Source organism: Allomuricauda sp. ARW1Y1 (assembly GCF_013407935.1).
Taxonomy (GTDB): Bacteria; Bacteroidota; Bacteroidia; order Flavobacteriales; family Flavobacteriaceae; genus Flagellimonas.
In genome coordinates, this window is the sequence record NZ_JACBZU010000002.1 from 477270 (window position 1) to 496162 (window position 18893).

The 18893-nt window shown below is 44.1% G+C and carries 20 protein-coding genes and 1 other RNA gene; 13 read left to right on the plus strand and 8 right to left on the minus strand.

Going from position 1 to position 18893, the window contains the following annotated elements:
- Positions 1-18: 18 nt before the first annotated feature.
- The 3 genes from GGE08_RS06890 (at position 19) to GGE08_RS06900 (ending at position 3965) form a co-directional block, all read left to right on the plus strand.
- Entirely contained in the window at positions 19-1056 is a 1038-nt protein-coding gene (locus GGE08_RS06890) for a DUF368 domain-containing protein (protein WP_179384162.1), read from the plus strand.
- Entirely contained in the window at positions 1010-1762 is a 753-nt protein-coding gene (locus GGE08_RS06895; protein ID WP_179384163.1) for a shikimate dehydrogenase, read from the plus strand. The genes GGE08_RS06890 and GGE08_RS06895 overlap by 47 nt, the downstream gene beginning before the upstream one ends.
- A 142-nt stretch (positions 1763-1904) precedes the next feature.
- Positions 1905-3965 carry a DUF349 domain-containing protein gene (locus GGE08_RS06900; RefSeq protein WP_179384164.1) on the plus strand — a complete coding sequence of 687 codons (2061 nt, stop codon included), beginning with the start codon at positions 1905-1907 and terminating at the stop codon, positions 3963-3965.
- Between the two features lie 61 nt (positions 3966-4026).
- Here GGE08_RS06900 and GGE08_RS06905 read toward each other — a convergent pair whose 3' ends face one another.
- Positions 4027-4452, minus strand: coding sequence for a CBS domain-containing protein (locus GGE08_RS06905; protein WP_179384165.1), 426 nt, complete (start codon positions 4450-4452; stop codon positions 4027-4029).
- Positions 4453-4679: 227 nt separating this feature from the next.
- Here GGE08_RS06905 and GGE08_RS06910 point away from each other — a divergent pair, with 227 nt between their 5' ends.
- Complete coding sequence (locus GGE08_RS06910) at positions 4680-5924, plus strand: hypothetical protein (protein WP_179384166.1); 1245 nt, start codon at positions 4680-4682, stop codon at positions 5922-5924.
- Here the strand turns inward: GGE08_RS06910 and rny are convergent, their stop codons facing one another.
- The 4 genes from rny to GGE08_RS06930 form a co-directional block, all read right to left on the minus strand.
- Positions 5925-7496, minus strand: a complete 1572-nt coding sequence (gene rny, locus GGE08_RS06915; protein WP_179384167.1) for a ribonuclease Y — start codon at positions 7494-7496, stop codon at positions 5925-5927. It abuts the gene before it with no gap.
- Positions 7497-7549: 53 nt separating this feature from the next.
- A non-coding RNA gene (ssrS, locus tag GGE08_RS06920) (6S RNA) lies at positions 7550-7659 on the minus strand.
- A 54-nt stretch (positions 7660-7713) separates the two neighbouring features.
- Positions 7714-8007: a cell division protein ZapA gene (locus GGE08_RS06925; protein WP_127141430.1), complete on the minus strand. Its 294-nt coding sequence runs from the start codon at positions 8005-8007 to the stop codon at positions 7714-7716.
- A gap of 14 nt (positions 8008-8021) precedes the next feature.
- Positions 8022-8312 (minus strand): hypothetical protein, encoded by a 291-nt coding sequence (locus GGE08_RS06930; protein ID WP_179384168.1) that lies wholly within the window; start codon positions 8310-8312, stop codon positions 8022-8024.
- Between the two features lie 168 nt (positions 8313-8480).
- On the opposite strand from GGE08_RS06930, the gene GGE08_RS06935 reads away from it, so the two are divergent.
- Together GGE08_RS06935 and GGE08_RS06940 are read left to right on the plus strand one after the other, a co-directional pair.
- A complete protein-coding gene (locus GGE08_RS06935; RefSeq protein WP_179384169.1) occupies positions 8481-10172 on the plus strand; it encodes a M23 family metallopeptidase in 1692 nt (563 codons plus the stop codon).
- Positions 10173-10310: 138 nt separating this feature from the next.
- Complete coding sequence (locus tag GGE08_RS06940) at positions 10311-10958, plus strand: hypothetical protein (protein ID WP_179384170.1); 648 nt, start codon at positions 10311-10313, stop codon at positions 10956-10958.
- Between the two features lie 13 nt (positions 10959-10971).
- Here the strand turns inward: GGE08_RS06940 and GGE08_RS06945 are convergent, their stop codons facing one another.
- Positions 10972-12120 carry a cysteine desulfurase family protein gene (locus GGE08_RS06945; protein ID WP_179384171.1) on the minus strand — a complete coding sequence of 383 codons (1149 nt, stop codon included), beginning with the start codon at positions 12118-12120 and terminating at the stop codon, positions 10972-10974.
- 109 nt (positions 12121-12229) lie between these two features.
- Between GGE08_RS06945 and GGE08_RS06950 the strand changes: the two genes are divergently transcribed.
- On the plus strand, positions 12230-12751 hold the full coding sequence (locus GGE08_RS06950) for a hypothetical protein (RefSeq protein WP_179384172.1): 522 nt from the start codon (positions 12230-12232) through the stop codon (positions 12749-12751).
- On the opposite strand, the gene GGE08_RS06955 is transcribed toward GGE08_RS06950, so the two are convergent.
- Positions 12748-13290 carry a Smr/MutS family protein gene (locus GGE08_RS06955; RefSeq protein ID WP_179384173.1) on the minus strand — a complete coding sequence of 181 codons (543 nt, stop codon included), beginning with the start codon at positions 13288-13290 and terminating at the stop codon, positions 12748-12750. The two genes, GGE08_RS06950 and GGE08_RS06955, sit on opposite strands and share 4 nt — an antisense overlap.
- Positions 13291-13419: 129 nt before the next feature.
- On the opposite strand from GGE08_RS06955, the gene GGE08_RS06960 reads away from it, so the two are divergent.
- The 3 genes from GGE08_RS06960 to GGE08_RS06970 are packed head-to-tail and all read left to right on the plus strand — an operon-like array spanning position 13420 to position 14337.
- Positions 13420-13683, plus strand: a complete 264-nt coding sequence (locus GGE08_RS06960) for a DUF2752 domain-containing protein (protein ID WP_306456986.1) — start codon at positions 13420-13422, stop codon at positions 13681-13683.
- Positions 13684-13694: 11 nt separating this feature from the next.
- Entirely contained in the window at positions 13695-14018 is a 324-nt protein-coding gene (locus GGE08_RS06965; RefSeq protein WP_179384175.1) for a CCC motif membrane protein, read from the plus strand.
- 7 nt (positions 14019-14025) lie between these two features.
- On the plus strand, positions 14026-14337 hold the full coding sequence (locus GGE08_RS06970) for a CCC motif membrane protein (RefSeq protein WP_179384176.1): 312 nt from the start codon (positions 14026-14028) through the stop codon (positions 14335-14337).
- Here GGE08_RS06970 and recQ read toward each other — a convergent pair.
- Positions 14334-16535 carry a DNA helicase RecQ gene (recQ, locus tag GGE08_RS06975; protein ID WP_179384177.1) on the minus strand — a complete coding sequence of 734 codons (2202 nt, stop codon included), beginning with the start codon at positions 16533-16535 and terminating at the stop codon, positions 14334-14336. The two genes, GGE08_RS06970 and recQ, sit on opposite strands and share 4 nt — an antisense overlap.
- Before the next feature lie 197 nt (positions 16536-16732).
- Here recQ and GGE08_RS06980 point away from each other — a divergent pair, with 197 nt between their 5' ends.
- Genes GGE08_RS06980 through GGE08_RS06990 form a run of 3 tightly spaced genes read left to right on the plus strand, consistent with a single transcriptional unit; the run spans position 16733 to position 18880 of the window.
- Complete coding sequence (locus GGE08_RS06980) at positions 16733-17698, plus strand: SIS domain-containing protein (protein ID WP_179384178.1); 966 nt, start codon at positions 16733-16735, stop codon at positions 17696-17698.
- On the plus strand, positions 17698-18540 hold the full coding sequence (gene tatC / locus GGE08_RS06985; RefSeq protein ID WP_179384179.1) for a twin-arginine translocase subunit TatC: 843 nt from the start codon (positions 17698-17700) through the stop codon (positions 18538-18540). Before GGE08_RS06980 ends, tatC begins: the two co-directional genes overlap by 1 nt.
- The gene (locus GGE08_RS06990) at positions 18530-18880 is read left to right on the plus strand and encodes a carboxymuconolactone decarboxylase family protein (protein ID WP_179384180.1); all 351 of its coding nucleotides are present in this window, start codon (positions 18530-18532) and stop codon (positions 18878-18880) included. Before tatC ends, GGE08_RS06990 begins: the two co-directional genes overlap by 11 nt.
- The last annotated feature ends 13 nt before the right edge of the window (positions 18881-18893 follow it).

Consider the following 18893-nt stretch of genomic DNA (forward strand, 5'->3'; position numbering starts at 1 on the left):
GAAAACCCGTAAAGGCGCATGCAGCAACCTAGAACACTTCTGGATAATTTTTTCTTGGTCATTAAGGGACTGTGCATGGGAGCTGCGAACAAGGTTCCAGGTGTTTCCGGAGGTATTGTGGCCTTTGTGGCTGGTTTTTACGAAGAATTCATCTACTCGCTTCAAAAACTAAACTCCAAAGCGGTAAAACTGCTGTTCAACGGCAGATTCAAAAGTTTTTTTAGGTACATCAATGCCAAATTTCTGGGGCTCCTGATCTTCGGGATGTTGGTCAGCTATTTTAGCGTTTCCCGGATTTTGGACTATTTCTTGGATCACAACGAACTCTTTGTGTGGGCCACCTTTTTTGGGATGGTCATCGGGTCCATTTACTATATCGGAAAAGACTTTTCGCCTTGGAACCAGCGTACCATTCCAGCAGGAATATTTGGTTTGGTGGTGGGTGTTTCCATCAGTTTTTTGAACCCTGCCAAGGAGAACGATAATTTGCTGTTTATTTTCTTCTGCGGGATTATCAGTGTTTCCGGAATGACGCTTCCAGGACTTTCCGGTTCGTTTATTTTGATTCTGTTGGGCAATTATGTCCTGCTCTTGGTTGATTCCGTAAATGCCCTTTACGATACATTTTCCGAAGTGTTTTCGGGCGATTTCAGCTTTGTAAACAACAGGGAACGTATTCAGATTCTAAAAATTTTAGGCGTGTTCACGTTGGGTTCAATTACCGGATTGGTCACCTTTTCCCATTTGCTCAGTTATGTATTGAAGCATTTCAAAGCAACTACAACGGCAGTCCTGTTGGGCTTTATTACGGGGTCGTTGGGGGTTCTTTGGCCATGGAAACGAACTATTTTTAAGTTGGATGAAGCCGGAAATCCGTTATTGGATTCGAACGGCGACAAGATTATTCAAAATTATACACGACACTTCCCGAATATGGCCGAGGCGGAAACTTGGTGGGCCATCCTTTTTATATTGATGGGGATTTTGGTATTATTGATTTTGGATTGGTATGGCAACAACAGAAAAAAGAATGAACAGGTACGGGCTACTCGGTAGAAATATTTCCTATTCCTTTTCCCAAGGATACTTCACCCAAAAATTCAAGGATTTGGGCCTTCAAGACCATAGCTACGAAAATTTTGATATCCAGCAAATCGACGATATTAAGAAGGTCTTGGCACAAAAAAACGTAAAAGGCCTTAACGTCACCATTCCCTATAAGCAAGAGGTATTGCCTTATTTGGATGAACTGGACCCCAAAGCAGCTCAAATCGGTGCCGTCAACACCATTCAATTCACAGGAAAAGGGCTCAAGGGCTTCAACACCGATGCCTTTGGATTCCGAACATCACTGGAACCCTTTTTAAAAGCACATCATACCAAAGCATTGATTCTGGGAACAGGAGGCGCCTCAAAAGCCGTAAGATTTGTGCTCAACGAATTGGGTATTGAAAGCACCTATGTATCCCGCAGCAACAAAGAAGGCCAATATACCTATGACGACTTGAACGGGGACATCATCAGGGAAAATACACTCATTATTAACTGTACACCCTTGGGAACCTATCCAAAAACAGAGGATAAACCCGACATCCCTTACGAGTTTATAGGAACCGACCATTTACTCTACGACCTGATCTACAACCCAGAAAAAACAAGCTTTTTAGCAGCAGGTGAAGCAAGGGGTGCCCAGATAAGCAATGGTCTAAACATGCTCGAACAACAGGCAGAAAAGGCGTGGGAAATCTGGAACCAAGTCTAAAAATTACCTTTGGTAAAGACATCCGGCCCTTCCGTACATCCACCAAATCGCACAAAAGAAGAATCAATACTTTTGCTATTAGACAATTAAGTTGTTAAATTGGCTATAACTTTCATCAATCAATTAGGTAAACTAGCGACTAATGCAGGACAAGGATCGTAAACTTCAGCAGGCTGAAGGTGGCAAAGAGGAATCTACAGAACAAAGAAAGGCACCATTGGAACAAGCCACTCAGGCCGAACCAAAAGTAGCCGAGGATACAGTATCCGAAACCGAAGGTTCCAATGAACCCGAATCCAAAGCGGTTCCCACAGAGAATAGCGACGATAAAAGCCCCAAAAAGGAAGAGTCCAACGATCACTTGGATGAAATCGATGAATCCAACGCTGAGGATGCCGAGGATACCGAAAACGAAAAAAGGCACACCATCCCCATGCTGGACTATCATTCTATGTCCATGGAAAACCTTGTTGGGGAGCTCCAGCGCTTGGTCAAGAATGAGAAAGTACAGGCCATCAACAAGCATGTGAGCGCAATTAAATATGAATTTGACCAGAAATTTCAGGATTTTCTGGATGAGAAAAAGGAAGAATTCATCTCCAAGGGAGGAAATGAAGTGGATTTTAGGTACAACTCGGTAGCCAAAAGGCAGTTCAACGAAGTCTACTCGGATTTTAGGGAAAAACGGGACCAGTACTACAAACAACTGGACCAGTCCTTAAAAACCAACTTGCAGAAAAGGTTGGAAATCATAGAGGAACTCAAAGGGCTCATCGACATTGAGGAAGATATCAACACCACTTACAATAATTTCAAAGACCTGCAAAACCGCTGGAAAAATGCAGGGCCTATTCCAAGGGCCAATTACAATGATGTATGGCGCACTTACCACCATCACATGGAAATCTTTTATGATTTCCTGCACCTCAACCGAGAATTGCGTGACCTTGATTTTAAACACAATCTTGAAGAGAAGCAGAAATTGGTGGAACGTGCCGAAGCATTGGCCGATGAACCGGACCTGAACAAGGCCTTCCGCGAACTGCAGACCCTTCATAAAATATGGAAGGAAGACATTGGTCCCGTTGCCAAGGAACATCGGGAAGAAATTTGGGAAAAGTTCAGCAATGCCACCAAGGCCATGCACCAACGGAGGCAAGAGCATTTCCAAGAGTTGGAGAAGGTCTACGAGAAAAACCTTGAGAAAAAACAAGAGATTATTGCGGGCATAACCAAGATTGCCGAAAACGTGGCCGACAACCATCGCGGAATTCAACAGCAAATCAAGGAGGTGGAGGCGCTTCGCGAATCCTTCTTTAAGGCAGGAAAGGTGCCCCAAAGAGTAAACGAGGAAACTTGGGGACAGTTCAAGGAGACCGTACGCAAGTTCAACCGTACCAAAAATGCCTTTTACAAAAACCAAAAAAAGGAGCAACAGCAAAACCTTGAAAAGAAAAGGGAGCTTTTGCAGTTAGCCGTTTCCCTGAAGGATAGTGATGATTGGGCCGAAGTAACCCCACAGATGAAGCGCATACAGCGCGACTGGAAAAAAATTGGGCATGTGCCCCGAAAGTACTCCGACAAAATATGGAAAGAGTTCAAGGATGCCTGCAATCATTATTTTGACCGTTTGCATGCCGAAAGAAACGACGCCCATAACGAAGAGTTCGAGAACTTTAAAAAGAAAAGCGAGTGCCTTGACCGTTTAAAAGCTTTCCAATTGAGCGGAGACAAGAAAAAGGATATCGAGGACATCAAAGCCTTTTTGTCCGAGTGGAAGCAATATGGCCGTATTCCCTACAATAAAAAACACATCAACGGGAAGTTCAATAAAATTGTGGACGCCCTGTTCAAAAAAATGGGGATTGCCAAGGAACAATCCGAGTTGTTGAAGTATGGAAACAAGGTACAGGAACTGGCCAAGACCGAGGACAATTACGCCATTGGCAATGAGCGTATTTTTGTAAAACGCAAAATTGACGAAGTCAAGTCCGAAATACGCCAATTGGAGAACAATCTACAGTTTTTCTCTAACGACTCAGAGGACAATCCGCTGGTGAAAGAGGTGGTCCAAAAATTGAACAAGCAAAAAGAAGCACTCCAAACCTGGAAGGAAAAGATGAAAAACCTCAATATCTTGGAGCATAAGCTCAATAAAGAAAGTGAAGAGGAAGAAACTGAGGGCAGCGAAGAGGAAGAATAAACATTGCCTTTTGGCAAAACAACAAAGGGCCGCTAAAAGCGGCCCTTTGCTTTTCTTTCGCCTAAGCTTCGATACATTCGAGTAAATAGTTGATCAAGTCCGTAGTGGTAACGATCCCCACAATTTTTCCGTTATCCACCACCGGTAATGCATGAAACTCCTTTTTTGAAAGAAAACGTGCTACATCCTTAATGGAAGTTGTCGAAGATACGGTAACCACATCGCTCACCATCACTTGTGGTATGGTAAACATGTTGTACACAATGGTATCCACATATTCTTCATGTTCGTCCACCGCATCGGCAAAGCTAATCCGGAGCAAATCCGTATAGCTCAACATGCCTTTGATGGTATTCCCCTCAACAACAGGGATATGTCGTATATGGTGCTTTTTAAACAATCGCTCCGCGGTCACCAAATCATCTTGGGGAGAGAGCGTGACCAGTTTTCTGGTCATTATTTTTGAGATAGGTACACTATTTTTCATCACTCCAGTAGTTTATCAATTCCTCGAATGAAGTTACTCCAATACCTACTGGAAAAGTATGATAATTGTCAGCCTATCTCCTGTTGATACAGGATATCCATAAAATGGAGTCTCGACTTCCATCAAAATGAAATTCACATCCATTTTTTATCCTTACATCTCATTTTTTTGGGTTTTCCATTAGGAACCTTCATTTTTATAGTCAAATACCAACCAATCCAATACCAATGAAGAATTTTTTTACTCTTTTTTTGTTCTTGCTTTGCAGCCTTCCGGGCATCTCACAAAACTATTTTGAGACCAGCTGGGTGAGCGGGGATGTGAAATACACTGCCCTTGTCATTTTTTATAGCGATACCGAAGCAGTGGTGCGTGTAAAATATTATGCCAACGGGGCAGACAAAGTCGCGGGCTATATCTGCAGTTACAAGGACTTTCAAAAAGCGGATGGTACAACGGACAAATACCTGAATGGATACGACGCTTACATTGTTCGCGGGCCATCCGGATCCAGCTACAGCGCAGATAATTTTTACCTGAAAAATAACGGGGGCTCCTTCCAAGCCTATACTGCCGATGACAATGCGTTCTCGAGTGGCGACTTCACACAAGTGATGAAGCCAATGCTGTACTGGGTAGAACTCAACCCAGAAGCGATGACGAAGGGGTATTTGGACGATTACTTTTTAGAAGGTGAAGAATTGCTCCAGTTACTCATGTACATGAACAAAGGTGAACTATCCTTTTCAGTACCCAATAACTCGGTTACTGTTTTGGCCAATGGTGTGGATGGTCAATCAGTTTGGGCAGCCGTAATGGACCCCAAGACCAAAACCTCCTATTCGGAACAGCGCATCAAAGAATCGACAGAGTTTCCCAGTGAATGGATAAAAAGTCAATGGGCGAACGGTTTCTACATCAGCACCTTCGATTATGATGAAAGCAAAAAAACCTTTGTGGTTCTGATGAGCAAGGGTTCTGGCCGTGGACCACAATCTTGGAGAAAATCCGAAACTTTTCCAAAGGAATGGGTCAGCGAAAAATGGGATGACGGTTACCACATTACCTCTATGATGTACGGGGGTGGCAACTGGTACCTTGCCATGGACAAGAACACTGGATTTGGCACCCAACGTTGGCGTACAAGCTACGATATACCCAGGGATTGGATGATTGATAGCTGGAACGAGGACTATGCGATTACTTCGGCCACCTACGGTAACGGATTATGGGCCTTAACGATGACCAAGGGTTCCAAATTAGGGGCACAAACTTGGAAAACGGATGCGTCTTATCCGTTCGAATGGATCAAGGAACGGGCCGAAAAGGGATACTCCATTACCACCATTACTTATGGTGATGGTATGTGGTTGGTAGTTATGACCAAAAATCCGACCAACACTACAAACCGATCCAGCACGCAATACACGGATCTCCCCATAAGTTGGGTTTTAAAGAATGCCGGGTACTAATTATTTCGCTACGTTCACCGATCTGGTTTCCCGGATCACGGTGACCTTCACTTGGCCTGGATAGGTCATATCCGTTTGGATTTTCTGGGAGATTTCGAACGAAAGTTCTGCGGCCTTGTCATCGTTTACCTTTTCGCTCTCCACAATCACGCGTAGTTCCCTACCCGCTTGAATGGCGTAGGCTTTCTGTACGCCGTGGAAACCAAAGGCGATATCCTCCAAATCCTTCAAACGTTGGATATAGGAATCCAGCACTTGCCTTCTGGCGCCAGGACGTGCACCGCTGATGGCATCACACACCTGAACTATGGGTGAAATAAGTGTGGTCATTTCTACTTCATCGTGGTGGGCACCAATCGCGTTGCATACTTCATCTTTCTCCCCATATTTTTGTGCCCATTGCATTCCCAAAATGGCGTGTGGGGTCTCCACTTCCACCTCGGCCATGGGTACTTTTCCAATATCGTGCAACAATCCAGCTCTTTTCGCCAATTTTGGATTTATACCCAATTCCGCAGCCATTACACCGCAAAGTTTTGCGACTTCCCTAGAGTGTTGCAAGAGGTTTTGTCCGTAAGAGGAACGGTACTTCATTCGCCCAACAGCTTTGATCAATTCGGGGTGCAGGCCATGGATACCCAAATCTATCACGGTACGTTTTCCAATTTCGGCGATTTCCTCATTGATTTGCTTCTCGGTCTTTTTGACCACCTCTTCGATACGGGCAGGGTGGATTCGACCGTCAGTTACCAATCGGTGCAAGGACAATCTGGCCACTTCCCGTCTCACAGAATCGAAGCAGGACAGTATGATGGCCTCAGGCGTATCGTCTACAATGATTTCAACCCCAGTGGCCGCTTCCAGTGCACGGATATTTCTTCCTTCGCGACCGATGATTCGCCCTTTTACGTCATCTGACTCCAAATTGAATACGGAAACGCAGTTTTCAACAGCTTCTTCGGTTCCGATGCGTTGAATGGTATTGATTACAATCTTTCGGGCCTCTTGTTGCGCGGTAAGCTTCGCTTCTTCCAAGGTGTTTTGGAGGTAAGCCATGGCATCGCTCTTGGCGGTTTCTTTTAAAGACTCTAGCAGTTGTGCCTTGGCATCCTCTGCGGAGAGTCCTGAAATGACCTCCAGTTGCTGCACCTGACTTTTGTGCAATTTCTCTACTTCGGCCTGTTTCTTATCGAGTATCTCGCTTTTGTAATCGACCTCCTTGATTTTCTGTTGCAGTTGGTCGTTCAGTTTTTTGTTCTTGGCCAATTCGCTGCTCACCTGCGATTCTTTGTCCCTGGTGCGCTTTTCGGCTTCGGCGATTTTTTTATCCTTGTTGATAATGACCTTTTCATGCTCTGCCTTCAACTCCAAAAACTTCTCCTTCGCCTGAAAGATCTTATCCTTTTTGATGCTTTCCCCTTCCTTATTGGCCTCTTTTACGATATTGGCCGCTTCCCGCTTTGCATTGGCAATGGTCTTGGATGCCTTTCCCTTCTCCATCATTTTGGCAATGGCAAAACCAATTGCCAATCCAACGACTGCCGCAACAACAATCACTATGATATTATCCATGTTTAGTTTGTGTTTAGTTAAAAAAAAAGCCCACATCGGAAGAAGTTTTGTACAAACTCCGAAATACAGGTTTAGGGCTAACAGACTGATCAAGGATCCCTATACGGGTAGGGCCTGCTTTTACAGCCTAAACTCACCCTTTCTAATTATATTAGTGTTGAGTTTGTCAAAAAATATTTACCAATGTGGGCAGTAACAATATTTTATTTAAAAGAACTTATTCCCCCAGTTTGGAATGGACCAACTCGTCCAACGCCCTGAGTCGCTGCATAGCGGCCTCTGCATTTTCGGAACGGTCTATTCCGCCTTGCTCAATTTTGGATGCAAACTGCAGGGCGCACATGGCCAGCACATCTTGCTTGTCCCGAACGGCATAGTTTTGCTCAAACTTCTTTGCCAGATTCTCAATATTCTTGGCTGCCTTTCGCAACCCTTCCTCCTGCCTTGGGTCAATCGTAAGTGGATATACCCTATCGGCAATCGAAAGCTTTATTTTGAGCTTCTCGTCCATAATTTCGGTAACCTTTAATCCGCCAGTTTTGCAATGCAAACATCCAGTTCGCGGATCAATGTATTTATTTTGAGCTTAGCTTCTGTTTTACTCGAATTACTACCCAGCATCGTGTTCGCCATTTTTAGGGAGTCATATTTCTCCTCCCATTCTTTGAGAGCGTTCTGTTTAAGTTCGTTTTCCTCCTTCAGAAGTTCCAAATCATTTCTCAATTTGGCATTCAATTGATGCAACAGCTCCATTTTGTGCAGCAGTTTGCTCACCTTGTTCTCCAAAGAATCCACAATCTCAACAAGTTCGCTCATAGATGCAAACAACAATACGTATTACACAAAGTTAACCAACCTCGCCCAACCTCGCAATACTTTTTGGATTTATTCTTAAAGTGTTGCTTTAAGCAAAATAGGGGCGTTCAAATCTTTTCATCAAATCAAAACATTGGTTACATTCGTAGATAATTTTTGAATTGCCCTATGCGCCACACCTGCTTTTTAGTCCTTTTTTCCATCATTTTCCACCTACATGCACAACAAGAATATCCGCAAGATGCGTTCCGCTCTCCCTTGGACATTCCCTTAGTGTTGGCCGGAACTTTTGGGGAACTACGTTCCAACCATTTCCATGCCGGTGTGGACATCAAAACGCAACAGCGCGAGGGATTACCTGTTTTTGCGATTGCAGATGGCACGGTAACGCGCATAAAAGTCTCGCATTGGGGTTATGGCAAGGTTCTTTACATAGCACACCCCAATGGATATACTTCTGTTTATGGCCACCTGCAAAAGTTTGGGCCCGAAATCGAGGAATATGTCAAAAAAGTGCAATACAGGGAAAAGTCCTACGAAGTGGAAATATTTCCAGATTATGGGGACCTAAAGGTCATCAAGGGAAATACCATTGCCTATTCCGGAAATACCGGTGGTTCCGCAGGTCCGCACCTGCATTTTGAAATACGGAACAGCGTGAACGGTAAACCTACCAACCCGCTTCTGTACGGTTACGAGGTCAGGGATGCTACAGATCCTACCCTTTTGGAGCTTTATGGATATCCCATATCCGATGGGGCTTTGATCAACCAGAGTGCCGAAAAAATCCAGTTGAATTTCACCCGACAATCGGATGGTTCCTTTTTAGCCGACCCGGTAAGCGCGATCGGCACCATCGGTTTTGGCATCAATACATTCGACCGCTTGGATATGGCCGCCAATAAGAATGGTGTTTACGTCATCAAACAAACGGTGAACGGTAGGGTATATTCCGAATTCGATTTTGAAACTTTCTCCTTCGGAGAATCGCTCTACATCAATACACTGATTGATTATGAACATTACTACAACAACAGGGACCGTATTCAAAAATGCTTTAAGGAACCCTACAACTATTTGAGCATCTACAAAACGCTCTACAATGACGGTAAAATCGATGTGGAAGATGGCATGTCGTACAATGTGGAACTGCATATTTCCGATTTGGCCGGCAATACCACCAAGCTCGTTATTCCTGTTGAGGGCAAACAGCAAGAGGAGAAAATTGGGAAAGCGGACAAAACCACAGATCACTTTGTGATTGCGGACAAGCCCAACAACTTTGATTTGGGTGTGGCCAAAGTATATTTCCCGGCGAACACGTTTTATAAAGATTTCTTTATCCACTTGGAAAAAGGCTCCGATACAGTTACCATTCACGATAATAGTGTAGCGGCGCACCGAAACTTCACTATTAGTTTTGACCCTTCCGGCCATTCAGAGGCGGATAGAAAACAACTGTTCATTGCCCATTTGGAGCGTGGGGGGCGCCCCTCCTACTCCAAAACGTATAAAAGGGATGGCTCTTTCACCACTCGCACCCGTACCTTGGGCACCTATACGTTGGTCAAGGACAGTGTTGCTCCAGAGATAAGACCCAAAAATTTTAAGGCAAAGCAATGGTTGAGCAATTACAGCTATCTCAGTTTGACCATCTCCGATGACCTGAGCGGAATTGACACCTATTCGGCCACCTTGAACGGCAAATGGATATTGATGGAGTACGAACCCAAGACCAACACCATCACCTACGATTTTGATGATAATGTTGTGACGGATACCGAATGTGAACTAAAAGTTATTGTTACCGACAACGTAGGCAATTCCAGTACCTATACGGCCAACTTTTTCAGGAAATAGCCTTATTTTTGCACACGTAAAATCGGACAGCGTTATAAACATGTCTTTTTTGCATGGCTTTTGTACCATACATAAAGTCAGCCATCTATAAACAACAACCGTAACCTTAGTGAAGATTGTTGAATTAAAAACAGATCAATGAAAAAGATTGTCTTTGTGCTTACTCTTTTTGCCACTACGATGGCAATGGGCCAAAAGAACATTTATGAGAGTATACGATTTGACGAATACACCGAGGACCACGAGATTCTTGCCATAGTTCCCTTTATTGCCAATTTGGAACTTAAAAAAGCCGTAGATCAAGATGAGCTCGACGTATTGGCCCAAAAGGAAGGATATGCAGTGCAAAATGCCTTGGAAACCTATTTTTCCCGACGAAAAAAAAGGAAAAAATTCAATGTTGACTTTCAAAACATAGCCAACACCAATGCTATTTTGGCACAGAACAATATCACTTACGATAACATTGACACCTACACCACTAAGGAGCTGTGCAAAATATTGGAAGTGGACGGTATCATTAGCGGTAACCTCAACCTCAATATCTTACTTTCCGAAGGGGTCCCTACAGATTTCAGCATTTTGGATTATTTCAGCGGCAATGCCAACTATGGACGCATTGGGGTTAAAATAAGCGATGGCGAAACCGGCAAGCTGCTATGGAAATACGAGAATGAAATTTCCAAAAAGACGGGCAAAAATACGAATGAGCTTATCGATAAGATGATGAAAACCGCATCCAGAAAGTTTCCATACGATAAGGAAAAAAGAAGAAATAGAAACTAGGCTACAGGAACGCTTAGCTGTTAGCGAACTCCTTTAGCACCTCGACCGTATAGTCCAATTCTTCCTTGGTATTGTACATAGAAAACGAGAAACGAAGGGATGGCTTGTCCAACTCCTCTCCCGATAAAATTTCGTTGAGCACATGTGAACCTTGATTGCTTCCGGATTGGCATGCACTGCCTTTGGAGCAAGCAATGCCCTTCATATCCAAATGGAACAAAAGCATCAACCCTTTTTGCTTATCAAAAGGCAAGCGGATATTGGCCAAGGTGTATGTACTTTTTTCCATATCGCCAGAGAGTCCATTGCATTCGGCTCCGGGCACTTCTGCCAAAACCCTTTCCACAAAGTACCTTTTGAGCTCTCTTATGGTCGTGGTCTCCTCTTCCAAATGCTCGTACGACTTTATAAAAGCTTCCTCCAACCCAACGATATTGTGAAAAGACTCTGTTCCGGCCCTGAAGCCTCTTTCTTGGGACCCACCTAAAATTAATGGCTTTAATCCCGAATTTTTGCGGATGTAAGCAAAGCCGATTCCTTTTGGACCGTGAAATTTATGGGCTGCTGCTGCCAAAAAATCCACATGCACTCCCTGCACATCCCATCGGTAATGGCCAATGGACTGCACGGTATCGGAATGAAACAGGGCATTGTTCGCTTTGCATAGTTCTCCTACCGCAGCAATATCGGTGATATTCCCAATCTCATTGTTCACATGCATCAAACTGACCAGTTTCTTGGAATCATCTTTTTTCAACAAGGTCTCCAAATGACCCAGATTTGGATTTCCGAACTCGTCCAGATCTACAAACCATAGGTTCATGCCGTACTCCTTTTCCAACTCTTCCACGGTATGCAATACGGCATGGTGTTCTATTTTGGAGGTAATGATGGTCTTTACCTCCAAATCCCGAACTGCACAACGCAAAATCATATTGTCGGCCTCTGTTCCGCCCGAAGTAAAAATAATCTCGGAAGGCTGGGCATTCAAGGTCTTGGCAATGGTTTTTCGAGCCTGCTCCACCGCCGTTTTAGCGGATCGTCCAAAACTATGGGTAGAGGAAGGGTTTCCGTAATGCTGGGCCAAGGCCTCCTGCATCCGTTCGATTACCTCTTGCCTCACTTGGGTGGTGGCGGCATTGTCCAAATAGACTTTTTGCATGGTCGAGTTCTTTTTTGAGAGGAGCAAAAGTACAGGAAATAAAGTTAATTTCTTTTAAACTATTCACAAGGATTGGTATAGTAAAATTGATTTACGTTAAATTTGGCGCATGAGAAAATTCGTCTTTTCAGTACTTGTTTTAGGTATGTTGGGGTCTTGCAGCGATGGTGACCTTGAAATAGAAACCATCGACTTTGACAGTGCCTCCCTTCAGTTTTGTGCCAATCCGGTCGCAAATGCCAAAAACCTCATGTTCAAAATAAACGATAGCGAGGCGCTCATCCTCGAACTACAGAGCGGAACGCTTAATAAAGGGGTCGTGGGCGAAACGGTGATTACCGAGAGTGCAGTGCCCAGCCAATCCCAAGTCACCTATCGGGCTTTTTCCGGCACGGTGAACAAGGATTATTTCTGTGATGAAATTCCTGTCGTAGAACCAACAGTAATCCAAGAAGTGGTGGCACAGGATGGTGCTGTGATTGTAGAAACAATGCTTTCTGAAAACGACCCTACCCGTTTTGTGCACAACATAAGCCTTAGTGGAATATCTTTTGTGACCAGTAATGGAGAGCGCATTACCAACTTGGCCATCAATGAGTTTGGTGAAGTAACTACGCCAGTGCCCAACTAGGCATTTTGATAGATGTAGACCTCGGTGGCACCCAAGCCATACTTTTGATAGTCCGCATCATAAAATTTTACGTTATCGTAGCGATTGAACAGATACCGTAACTCTTCTTTTAACACACCCTCGCCCACTCCGTGGATAAACACCACTTTTTGGATTCGTTTGCTGATGGCAAAATTCAATTGCCTTTTGGCGGTGTCCAGCTGAATGTTGAGCATATCGTAGTTGCTCATGCCCTTGCTCGATTTTACCAGTTGATGGATGTGTAAATCGACCTCCATTTTTGGCGCACTGCGTTCTTTGGGCTTTATAGTTGGGGCTTTCCTTTTTTTGGAGGCCGCCTTTTCCTTTTTGACTTGGGCCACTTCATAATTGGTCACCGAAATATCACCTTCAATCTTCACGAGGTCGTTCTCCATAAAGTGCATCGGGAAACCATCCTCGGTAATCAAGGTCACCCTATCGCCATCCACTTTCTGAATCACTCCAGAAATGGCTTCGTCCAGTACCTCTGCCCTATCTCCAATTGAAAATTTGCCCATATTGCGTTTCTTCTCTAAAAAATGAGGTGAAAATTAATCACAGATACAAAAATAATAGTATTTTTCGGGCTCGACAGTATTATGACGAACCTAATGCCAACCATAACCGCCTTTAGTTTAGAGGACTATATGCTGCCCTGCCTAAACAAACAACTTTTGGGAGTGGACTGTCCTGGTTGCGGTTTACAGCGTTCGGTTCACCTTCTCCTGCATGGAGAGTTTGTGGCAGCTTTTCAAATGTATCCTGCCATTTACACCATAATACCGCTCTTCGCACTGGTAATTAGCAGTAAGATATTCAATTTATCGGTGGACCACCGATGGATATCTGGATTAGGAGTAGTTACGGTAGCTTTGATTTTAATAAATTATATTCTAAAATTCTTACACTAAACATTTAAACCATGGAACAAAAGAACCTTCCAAATGTAACCATCGCCTTAGTTTTGGCAATTTTATCATTTTTATGCTGCTGTTTTGGAGGAGCTCCTGGGCTTGTCTTGGGCGGAATAGCTTTTTTACTCGTTAGAAAAGATGAAAAAACCTATGCCGAGAACCCAGAGCTTTACAAAAACTACAAAACTTTAAAAACCGTTCGCACACTGGCTATCATTGGTATGGTACTCGGTCTGTTGTACTTATTGTATACCCTGTGGACCATTAACCAAATGGGAGGCTGGGAAGGCTACATGGAAAAAGTACAGGAAATGACGGAACAATATCAATAAAAAAGATATGAGCCAACAACCCTTACCCGGGGCAAGCACGGTGTTGACAATGGGGATACTCTCCATTGTCCTCACTTTGTTTTGTTGTGGTCCTTTTGGTGCCATATTTAGCATTATCGGATTGGTAAAAGCTAAAAGTGCGGACCAGTTGTACCAAGCAAACCCCGAAAATTATACGGATTACAGCAATGTAAAAACGGGCAAAATCCTATCCTATATCGGATTGGCATTAGCAGTAGTGTCCCTTGTACTTACAATCCTTTACTTTGGATTTATAGTAGCGGCGATCACTACAGGAGAATTGAGTGGCGAATTTTAATTCGCCACTTCACTTATAAATTTAAGGCGGTACAAGCGAAGTTCTTCATCTTCGTAATCGCCGTCAAATTCTTCTATGGCCGCCGAGATGGAATCGGTATCGGCTTCCAGGAAGTAATCATGGATTTCTTCTTGTTGGTCCTCGTCCAATATTTCATCGATCCAATACCCAATGTTCAACTTGGTTCCGCTGAACACAATCTGCTCCATTTCCTTGATGAGTTCCGGCAATTCCAGTCCCTTGGCCGAAGCAATGTCATCCAAAGGCAATTTTCTATCTACACTTTGAATCACATAAAGTTTTAATCCCGAGTTGGCTCCCGTACTTTTTACAACAAGGTCGTCCGGCCTTACCACATCATTTTCCTCTACATACTTCGAGATCAAATCTACAAAGGCCTTTCCATATTTTTTTGCCTTGCCCTCACCTACTCCCTGAATGTTGATCAATTCTTGCATGGTAACAGGATATTTCAAGGACATATCATCCAACGAAGGGTCCTGAAATACCACAAAGGGTGGGACCCCTAATTTCTGCGCCTCCTTTTTGCGAAGATCACGAAGTAGTTTCAATAATTGTTCATCGGCAACGGCTCCGTTCGATTTTTCGGCGGTGACAATATTGCCCGTTTCGTCCTTGGAGTACACATGATCTTTCGTCATCATAAACGAAGTGGGCTTCTCCAAAAATTGTTTTCCCTCCTCGGTTACATGGAGAATCCCATAGCGCTCAATTTCCTTTTTTAAAAGTCCGGCCACTAGCGCCTGCCTTGTTAAGGCCATCCAAAATTCCTTGTCCTTGTCCTTGCCTATTCCAAAGAAACCTTTCTCGTCTGTTTTATGGGAAGAAATCATGGCATTGGTCTTGCCCACCAGTACACGCACAATCTCCTTGGTCTTGAACTTTTCGTTGGTGTCCCGAACTACACTCAGTAATTTGACAACATCATCCTTGGCCTCCTCCTTGGGTTTGGGATTTCTGGCATTGTCGTCCATATCGGCTCCTTCCCCATTGACCTCATCAAACTCTTCCCCAAAATAGTGGAGTATAAATTTTCTTCGGGAAATGGATGTTTCGGCATAGGCCACGATTTCCTGAAGCAGTGCATTCCCAATTTCTTGTTCGGCCACAGGCTTTCCCGACATGAACTTTTCCAGTTTTTCCACATCCTTGTACGCGTAATACGCCAAGCAATGCCCTTCGCCACCATCCCGTCCGGCACGACCGGTTTCCTGATAGTAGCTTTCAATACTCTTTGGGATATCATGGTGGATGACAAAGCGCACATCGGGCTTATCGATGCCCATACCAAAGGCAATGGTAGCCACGACCACATCTACCTCTTCCATCAAGAACATATCCTGATACTTGGAACGTGTTTTGGCATCGAACCCGGCATGATACGGGACAGCACTCACTCCATTCACTTGGAGTACTTGCGCCAGTTCCTCGACCCTTTTTCGGCTCAAGCAATAGATGATTCCCGACTTTCCTTGGTTCTGTTTTACAAAACGGATGATGTCCGCATCCACATCCTTGGTTTTGGGACGCACTTCGTAGAACAGATTGGGCCTGTTAAAAGATGCCTTGAACACCTTGGCGTCCGTCATCCCTAAATTTTTGATAATATCTTCCTGTACCTTTGGAGTCGCCGTTGCGGTGAGGCCAATAATCGGGATATTGTCTCCCAACCGATTGATGATGCCGCGTAGGTTTCTGTATTCTGGTCTAAAATCGTGACCCCATTCTGAAATACAGTGGGCTTCATCCACGGCCACGAACGACAGTTTTACCTTCCGTAAAAAATCAACGTTTTCCTCCTTGGTCAAGGATTCCGGTGCTACGTAAAGTAACTTGGTCACTCCGTTCACAATATCCTCCTTTACTTGCTTTACCTCTGTTTTGGTCAAAGAAGAGTTGAGGACATGTGCAATCCCATTCTGTTCAGATATGCCACGTATGGCATCCACTTGGTTTTTCATAAGGGCTATCAACGGGGAAACTACAATAGCAGTCCCTTCTTTCATCAGGGCCGGTAATTGGTAGCACAGGGATTTACCTCCTCCCGTGGGCATGATTACAAAAGTGTCATTATCACTAAGCACATTTTGGATTACACCTTCCTGTAACCCTTTAAACTTCGAGAAACCAAAATATTTTTTGAGCGAGGAGTGCAAATCAGTATTTGTTAGGCTCATTTCCGCATTTTTCAATTAATAACAAGCAAACCTAATAGGTAGTTGAAGCTTTACAATTTAACCACTCGTTTACAGAAGCATCTATTCTCACTTTCACAATAGTCTGTAAAAGATAGTTTGATTAGTTTTGTAATCTTAAAGATAAGACATTCTTTTAGGAATACAATCAGTAAATCGGTTTATTACTTTTTAATACTTTGAACGACACCAAATCCATTTTATCCATAGCAAAACGGACGCTTGAGATTGAAAGCAAGGCCGTGGCCAACCTGATCGGTCTTTTGGACGAACAGTTTGCGCAAGCCGTACAGTACATCATGGAATCCGACGGAAGGGTCATTGTTACCGGAGTGGGCAAAAGTGCCATTGTGGCCTCTAAGATCGTAGCCACTTTAAACTCCACCGGCACCCCTGCCATCTTTATGCATGCCGCAGATGCCATTCACGGCGATTTGGGCACTATTCAGGAAAACGATGTGGTCATCTGTTTGTCACAGAGCGGAAATACTCCCGAAATCAAGGCGTTGCTTCCCCTCATTAAAGTTGGAAATCACAAACTTATCGGTATCACCGGAAACATGGAATCCGTATTGGCCAAACAGGCCGATTTTGTGCTGAACACCTACGTGGAAAAAGAAGCCTGTCCCAACAACCTGGCACCCACCACCAGCACCTCTGCCCAAATGTCCATGGGCGATGCCCTCGCCATTTGCCTGCTGGAGCTCAAAGGATTCAGCAGTGCCGATTTTGCCAAATACCACCCTGGTGGCGCATTGGGAAAGAAACTATATTTGCGCGTCGCCGATATTGTGGTGAACAACCAAAAACCACAAGTGGACATCAATGCCGACATTAAGGAGGTAATCGTTGAAATTTCCGAGAAAATGCTCGGTGTTACCGCTGTGATGGATGAAGGCAAAGTGGTAGGTATTGTAACCGATGGCGACGTACGAAGAATGTTGAGCAAATACGATAACATCAGTGGACTGACCGCAAAGGATATTATGACCTCCAATCCAAAGACCGTAGACGTGGACACTTTGGCCGTAAAGGCCTTAAAACTGCTCCAAGAAAAGAGCATATCCCAACTATTGGCTTTTGATGGTGACAGCTACGCGGGAGTGGTCCACATCCATAACCTGATAAACGAGGGAATCCTATAATGGCTAAAAAACAGAGAAAAAATCCAGATGAAATGTCCTTTTTGGACCATTTGGAAGAATTACGTTGGCATTTGGTGCGCTCCACCTTGGCGGTGGTCATCATTGCCTGTGCAGCCTTTGCCTTCAAAGGCTTTATTTTTGATACGATATTGTTCGGTCCCAAAAACATGGACTTCCCTACCTATCAGTTCTTTTGCAACATTGGGAAGTTCTTTGGGGTAGATTCCGAGTTTTGTGGGGAATCGTTGCCCTTTACCATTCAGAGCCGTTTGATGGCCGGACAGTTTTCCGCCCATATCTGGACCTCGATTTGGGCAGGTGTGATCCTAGGTTTCCCCTACATTTTGTGGGAGCTTTGGAAATTTATCAGTCCAGGGCTTTATGAAAACGAGCGAAAGCATTCCAGAGGCTTCATCATAACCGCCTCAGGGTTGTTTTTTCTTGGGGTGCTGTTCGGGTACTACATCGTAGCCCCCCTATCCATCAATTTCTTGGGCTCATACCAAGTCAGCAAGGAAGTATTGAACGAAATCGACTTGGCTTCCTACGTGGGTACGGTTCGGGCCTCCGTGATCGCCTGTGGAATCATGTTTGAATTGCCCATTGTCATCTTCTTTCTGACAAAGGTTGGATTAGTGACCCCCGAAATCCTGAAGAAATATAGAAAAATAGCCTTGGTTATCATTTTGATACTTTCGGCCATCATCACACCACCTGATATCACCAGTCAAATTATCGTTTGTATTCCAGTACTGGTCCTGTATCAGGTGAGTATTTTTATATCCCGAATGGTAGTTAAAAGAGAAGCCAGAAAAGAGAAAGCTAGACAAAATGCCAAATAAAGTAGAAGAGTTTAATGCTTATCGTGCCAAGATGAACGATAAGCTGCTTGCTGAGAACAACAAGCTCATCAAACGTATTTTTAATCTAGACACCAATGCCTATATGGCAGGCGCTTTGGATGTGAAGACCAAGGAACTATTGGGACTGGTGGCCTCTGCGGTTCTCCGTTGCGATGATTGTGTGAAATATCACTTGGAAAGTTCCAAAAATGCAGGCGCCAACAAAGAAGAGGTTATGGAAACCCTAGGCATCGCCACTTTAGTGGGAGGAACCATTGTAGTGCCCCACTTGCGCCGCGCCTACGAATATTGGGAAGCCCTGGAAGAAAACGAAGCCTAAAAAAATCCAAAAG

Excerpts from the sequence above, each read along its gene's own strand:
- GGE08_RS06970 (WP_179384176.1), top strand. The coding sequence starts at position 14,026 with ATGAGCCAACAACCCTTACCCGGGGCAAGCACGGTGTTGACAATGGGG.
- GGE08_RS06960 (WP_306456986.1), top strand. The coding sequence starts at position 13,420 with ATGCTGCCCTGCCTAAACAAACAACTTTTGGGAGTGGACTGTCCTGGT.
- GGE08_RS06925 (WP_127141430.1), bottom strand. The coding sequence starts at position 8,007 with ATGGACGAGAAGCTCAAAATAAAGCTTTCGATTGCCGATAGGGTATAT.
- GGE08_RS06990 (WP_179384180.1), top strand. The coding sequence starts at position 18,530 with ATGCCAAATAAAGTAGAAGAGTTTAATGCTTATCGTGCCAAGATGAAC.
- GGE08_RS06940 (WP_179384170.1), top strand. The coding sequence starts at position 10,311 with ATGAAAAAGATTGTCTTTGTGCTTACTCTTTTTGCCACTACGATGGCA.
- GGE08_RS06895 (WP_179384163.1), top strand. The coding sequence starts at position 1,010 with ATGGCAACAACAGAAAAAAGAATGAACAGGTACGGGCTACTCGGTAGA.
- GGE08_RS06950 (WP_179384172.1), top strand. The coding sequence starts at position 12,230 with ATGAGAAAATTCGTCTTTTCAGTACTTGTTTTAGGTATGTTGGGGTCT.
- GGE08_RS06930 (WP_179384168.1), bottom strand. The coding sequence starts at position 8,312 with ATGAGCGAACTTGTTGAGATTGTGGATTCTTTGGAGAACAAGGTGAGC.
- recQ (WP_179384177.1), bottom strand. The coding sequence starts at position 16,535 with ATGAGCCTAACAAATACTGATTTGCACTCCTCGCTCAAAAAATATTTT.
- GGE08_RS06910 (WP_179384166.1), top strand. The coding sequence starts at position 4,680 with ATGAAGAATTTTTTTACTCTTTTTTTGTTCTTGCTTTGCAGCCTTCCG.
- GGE08_RS06900 (WP_179384164.1), top strand. The coding sequence starts at position 1,905 with ATGCAGGACAAGGATCGTAAACTTCAGCAGGCTGAAGGTGGCAAAGAG.
- GGE08_RS06935 (WP_179384169.1), top strand. The coding sequence starts at position 8,481 with ATGCGCCACACCTGCTTTTTAGTCCTTTTTTCCATCATTTTCCACCTA.
- GGE08_RS06890 (WP_179384162.1), top strand. The coding sequence starts at position 19 with ATGCAGCAACCTAGAACACTTCTGGATAATTTTTTCTTGGTCATTAAG.
- GGE08_RS06955 (WP_179384173.1), bottom strand. The coding sequence starts at position 13,290 with ATGGGCAAATTTTCAATTGGAGATAGGGCAGAGGTACTGGACGAAGCC.
- tatC (WP_179384179.1), top strand. The coding sequence starts at position 17,698 with ATGGCTAAAAAACAGAGAAAAAATCCAGATGAAATGTCCTTTTTGGAC.
- GGE08_RS06965 (WP_179384175.1), top strand. The coding sequence starts at position 13,695 with ATGGAACAAAAGAACCTTCCAAATGTAACCATCGCCTTAGTTTTGGCA.
- GGE08_RS06945 (WP_179384171.1), bottom strand. The coding sequence starts at position 12,120 with ATGCAAAAAGTCTATTTGGACAATGCCGCCACCACCCAAGTGAGGCAA.
- rny (WP_179384167.1), bottom strand. The coding sequence starts at position 7,496 with ATGGATAATATCATAGTGATTGTTGTTGCGGCAGTCGTTGGATTGGCA.
- GGE08_RS06905 (WP_179384165.1), bottom strand. The coding sequence starts at position 4,452 with ATGAAAAATAGTGTACCTATCTCAAAAATAATGACCAGAAAACTGGTC.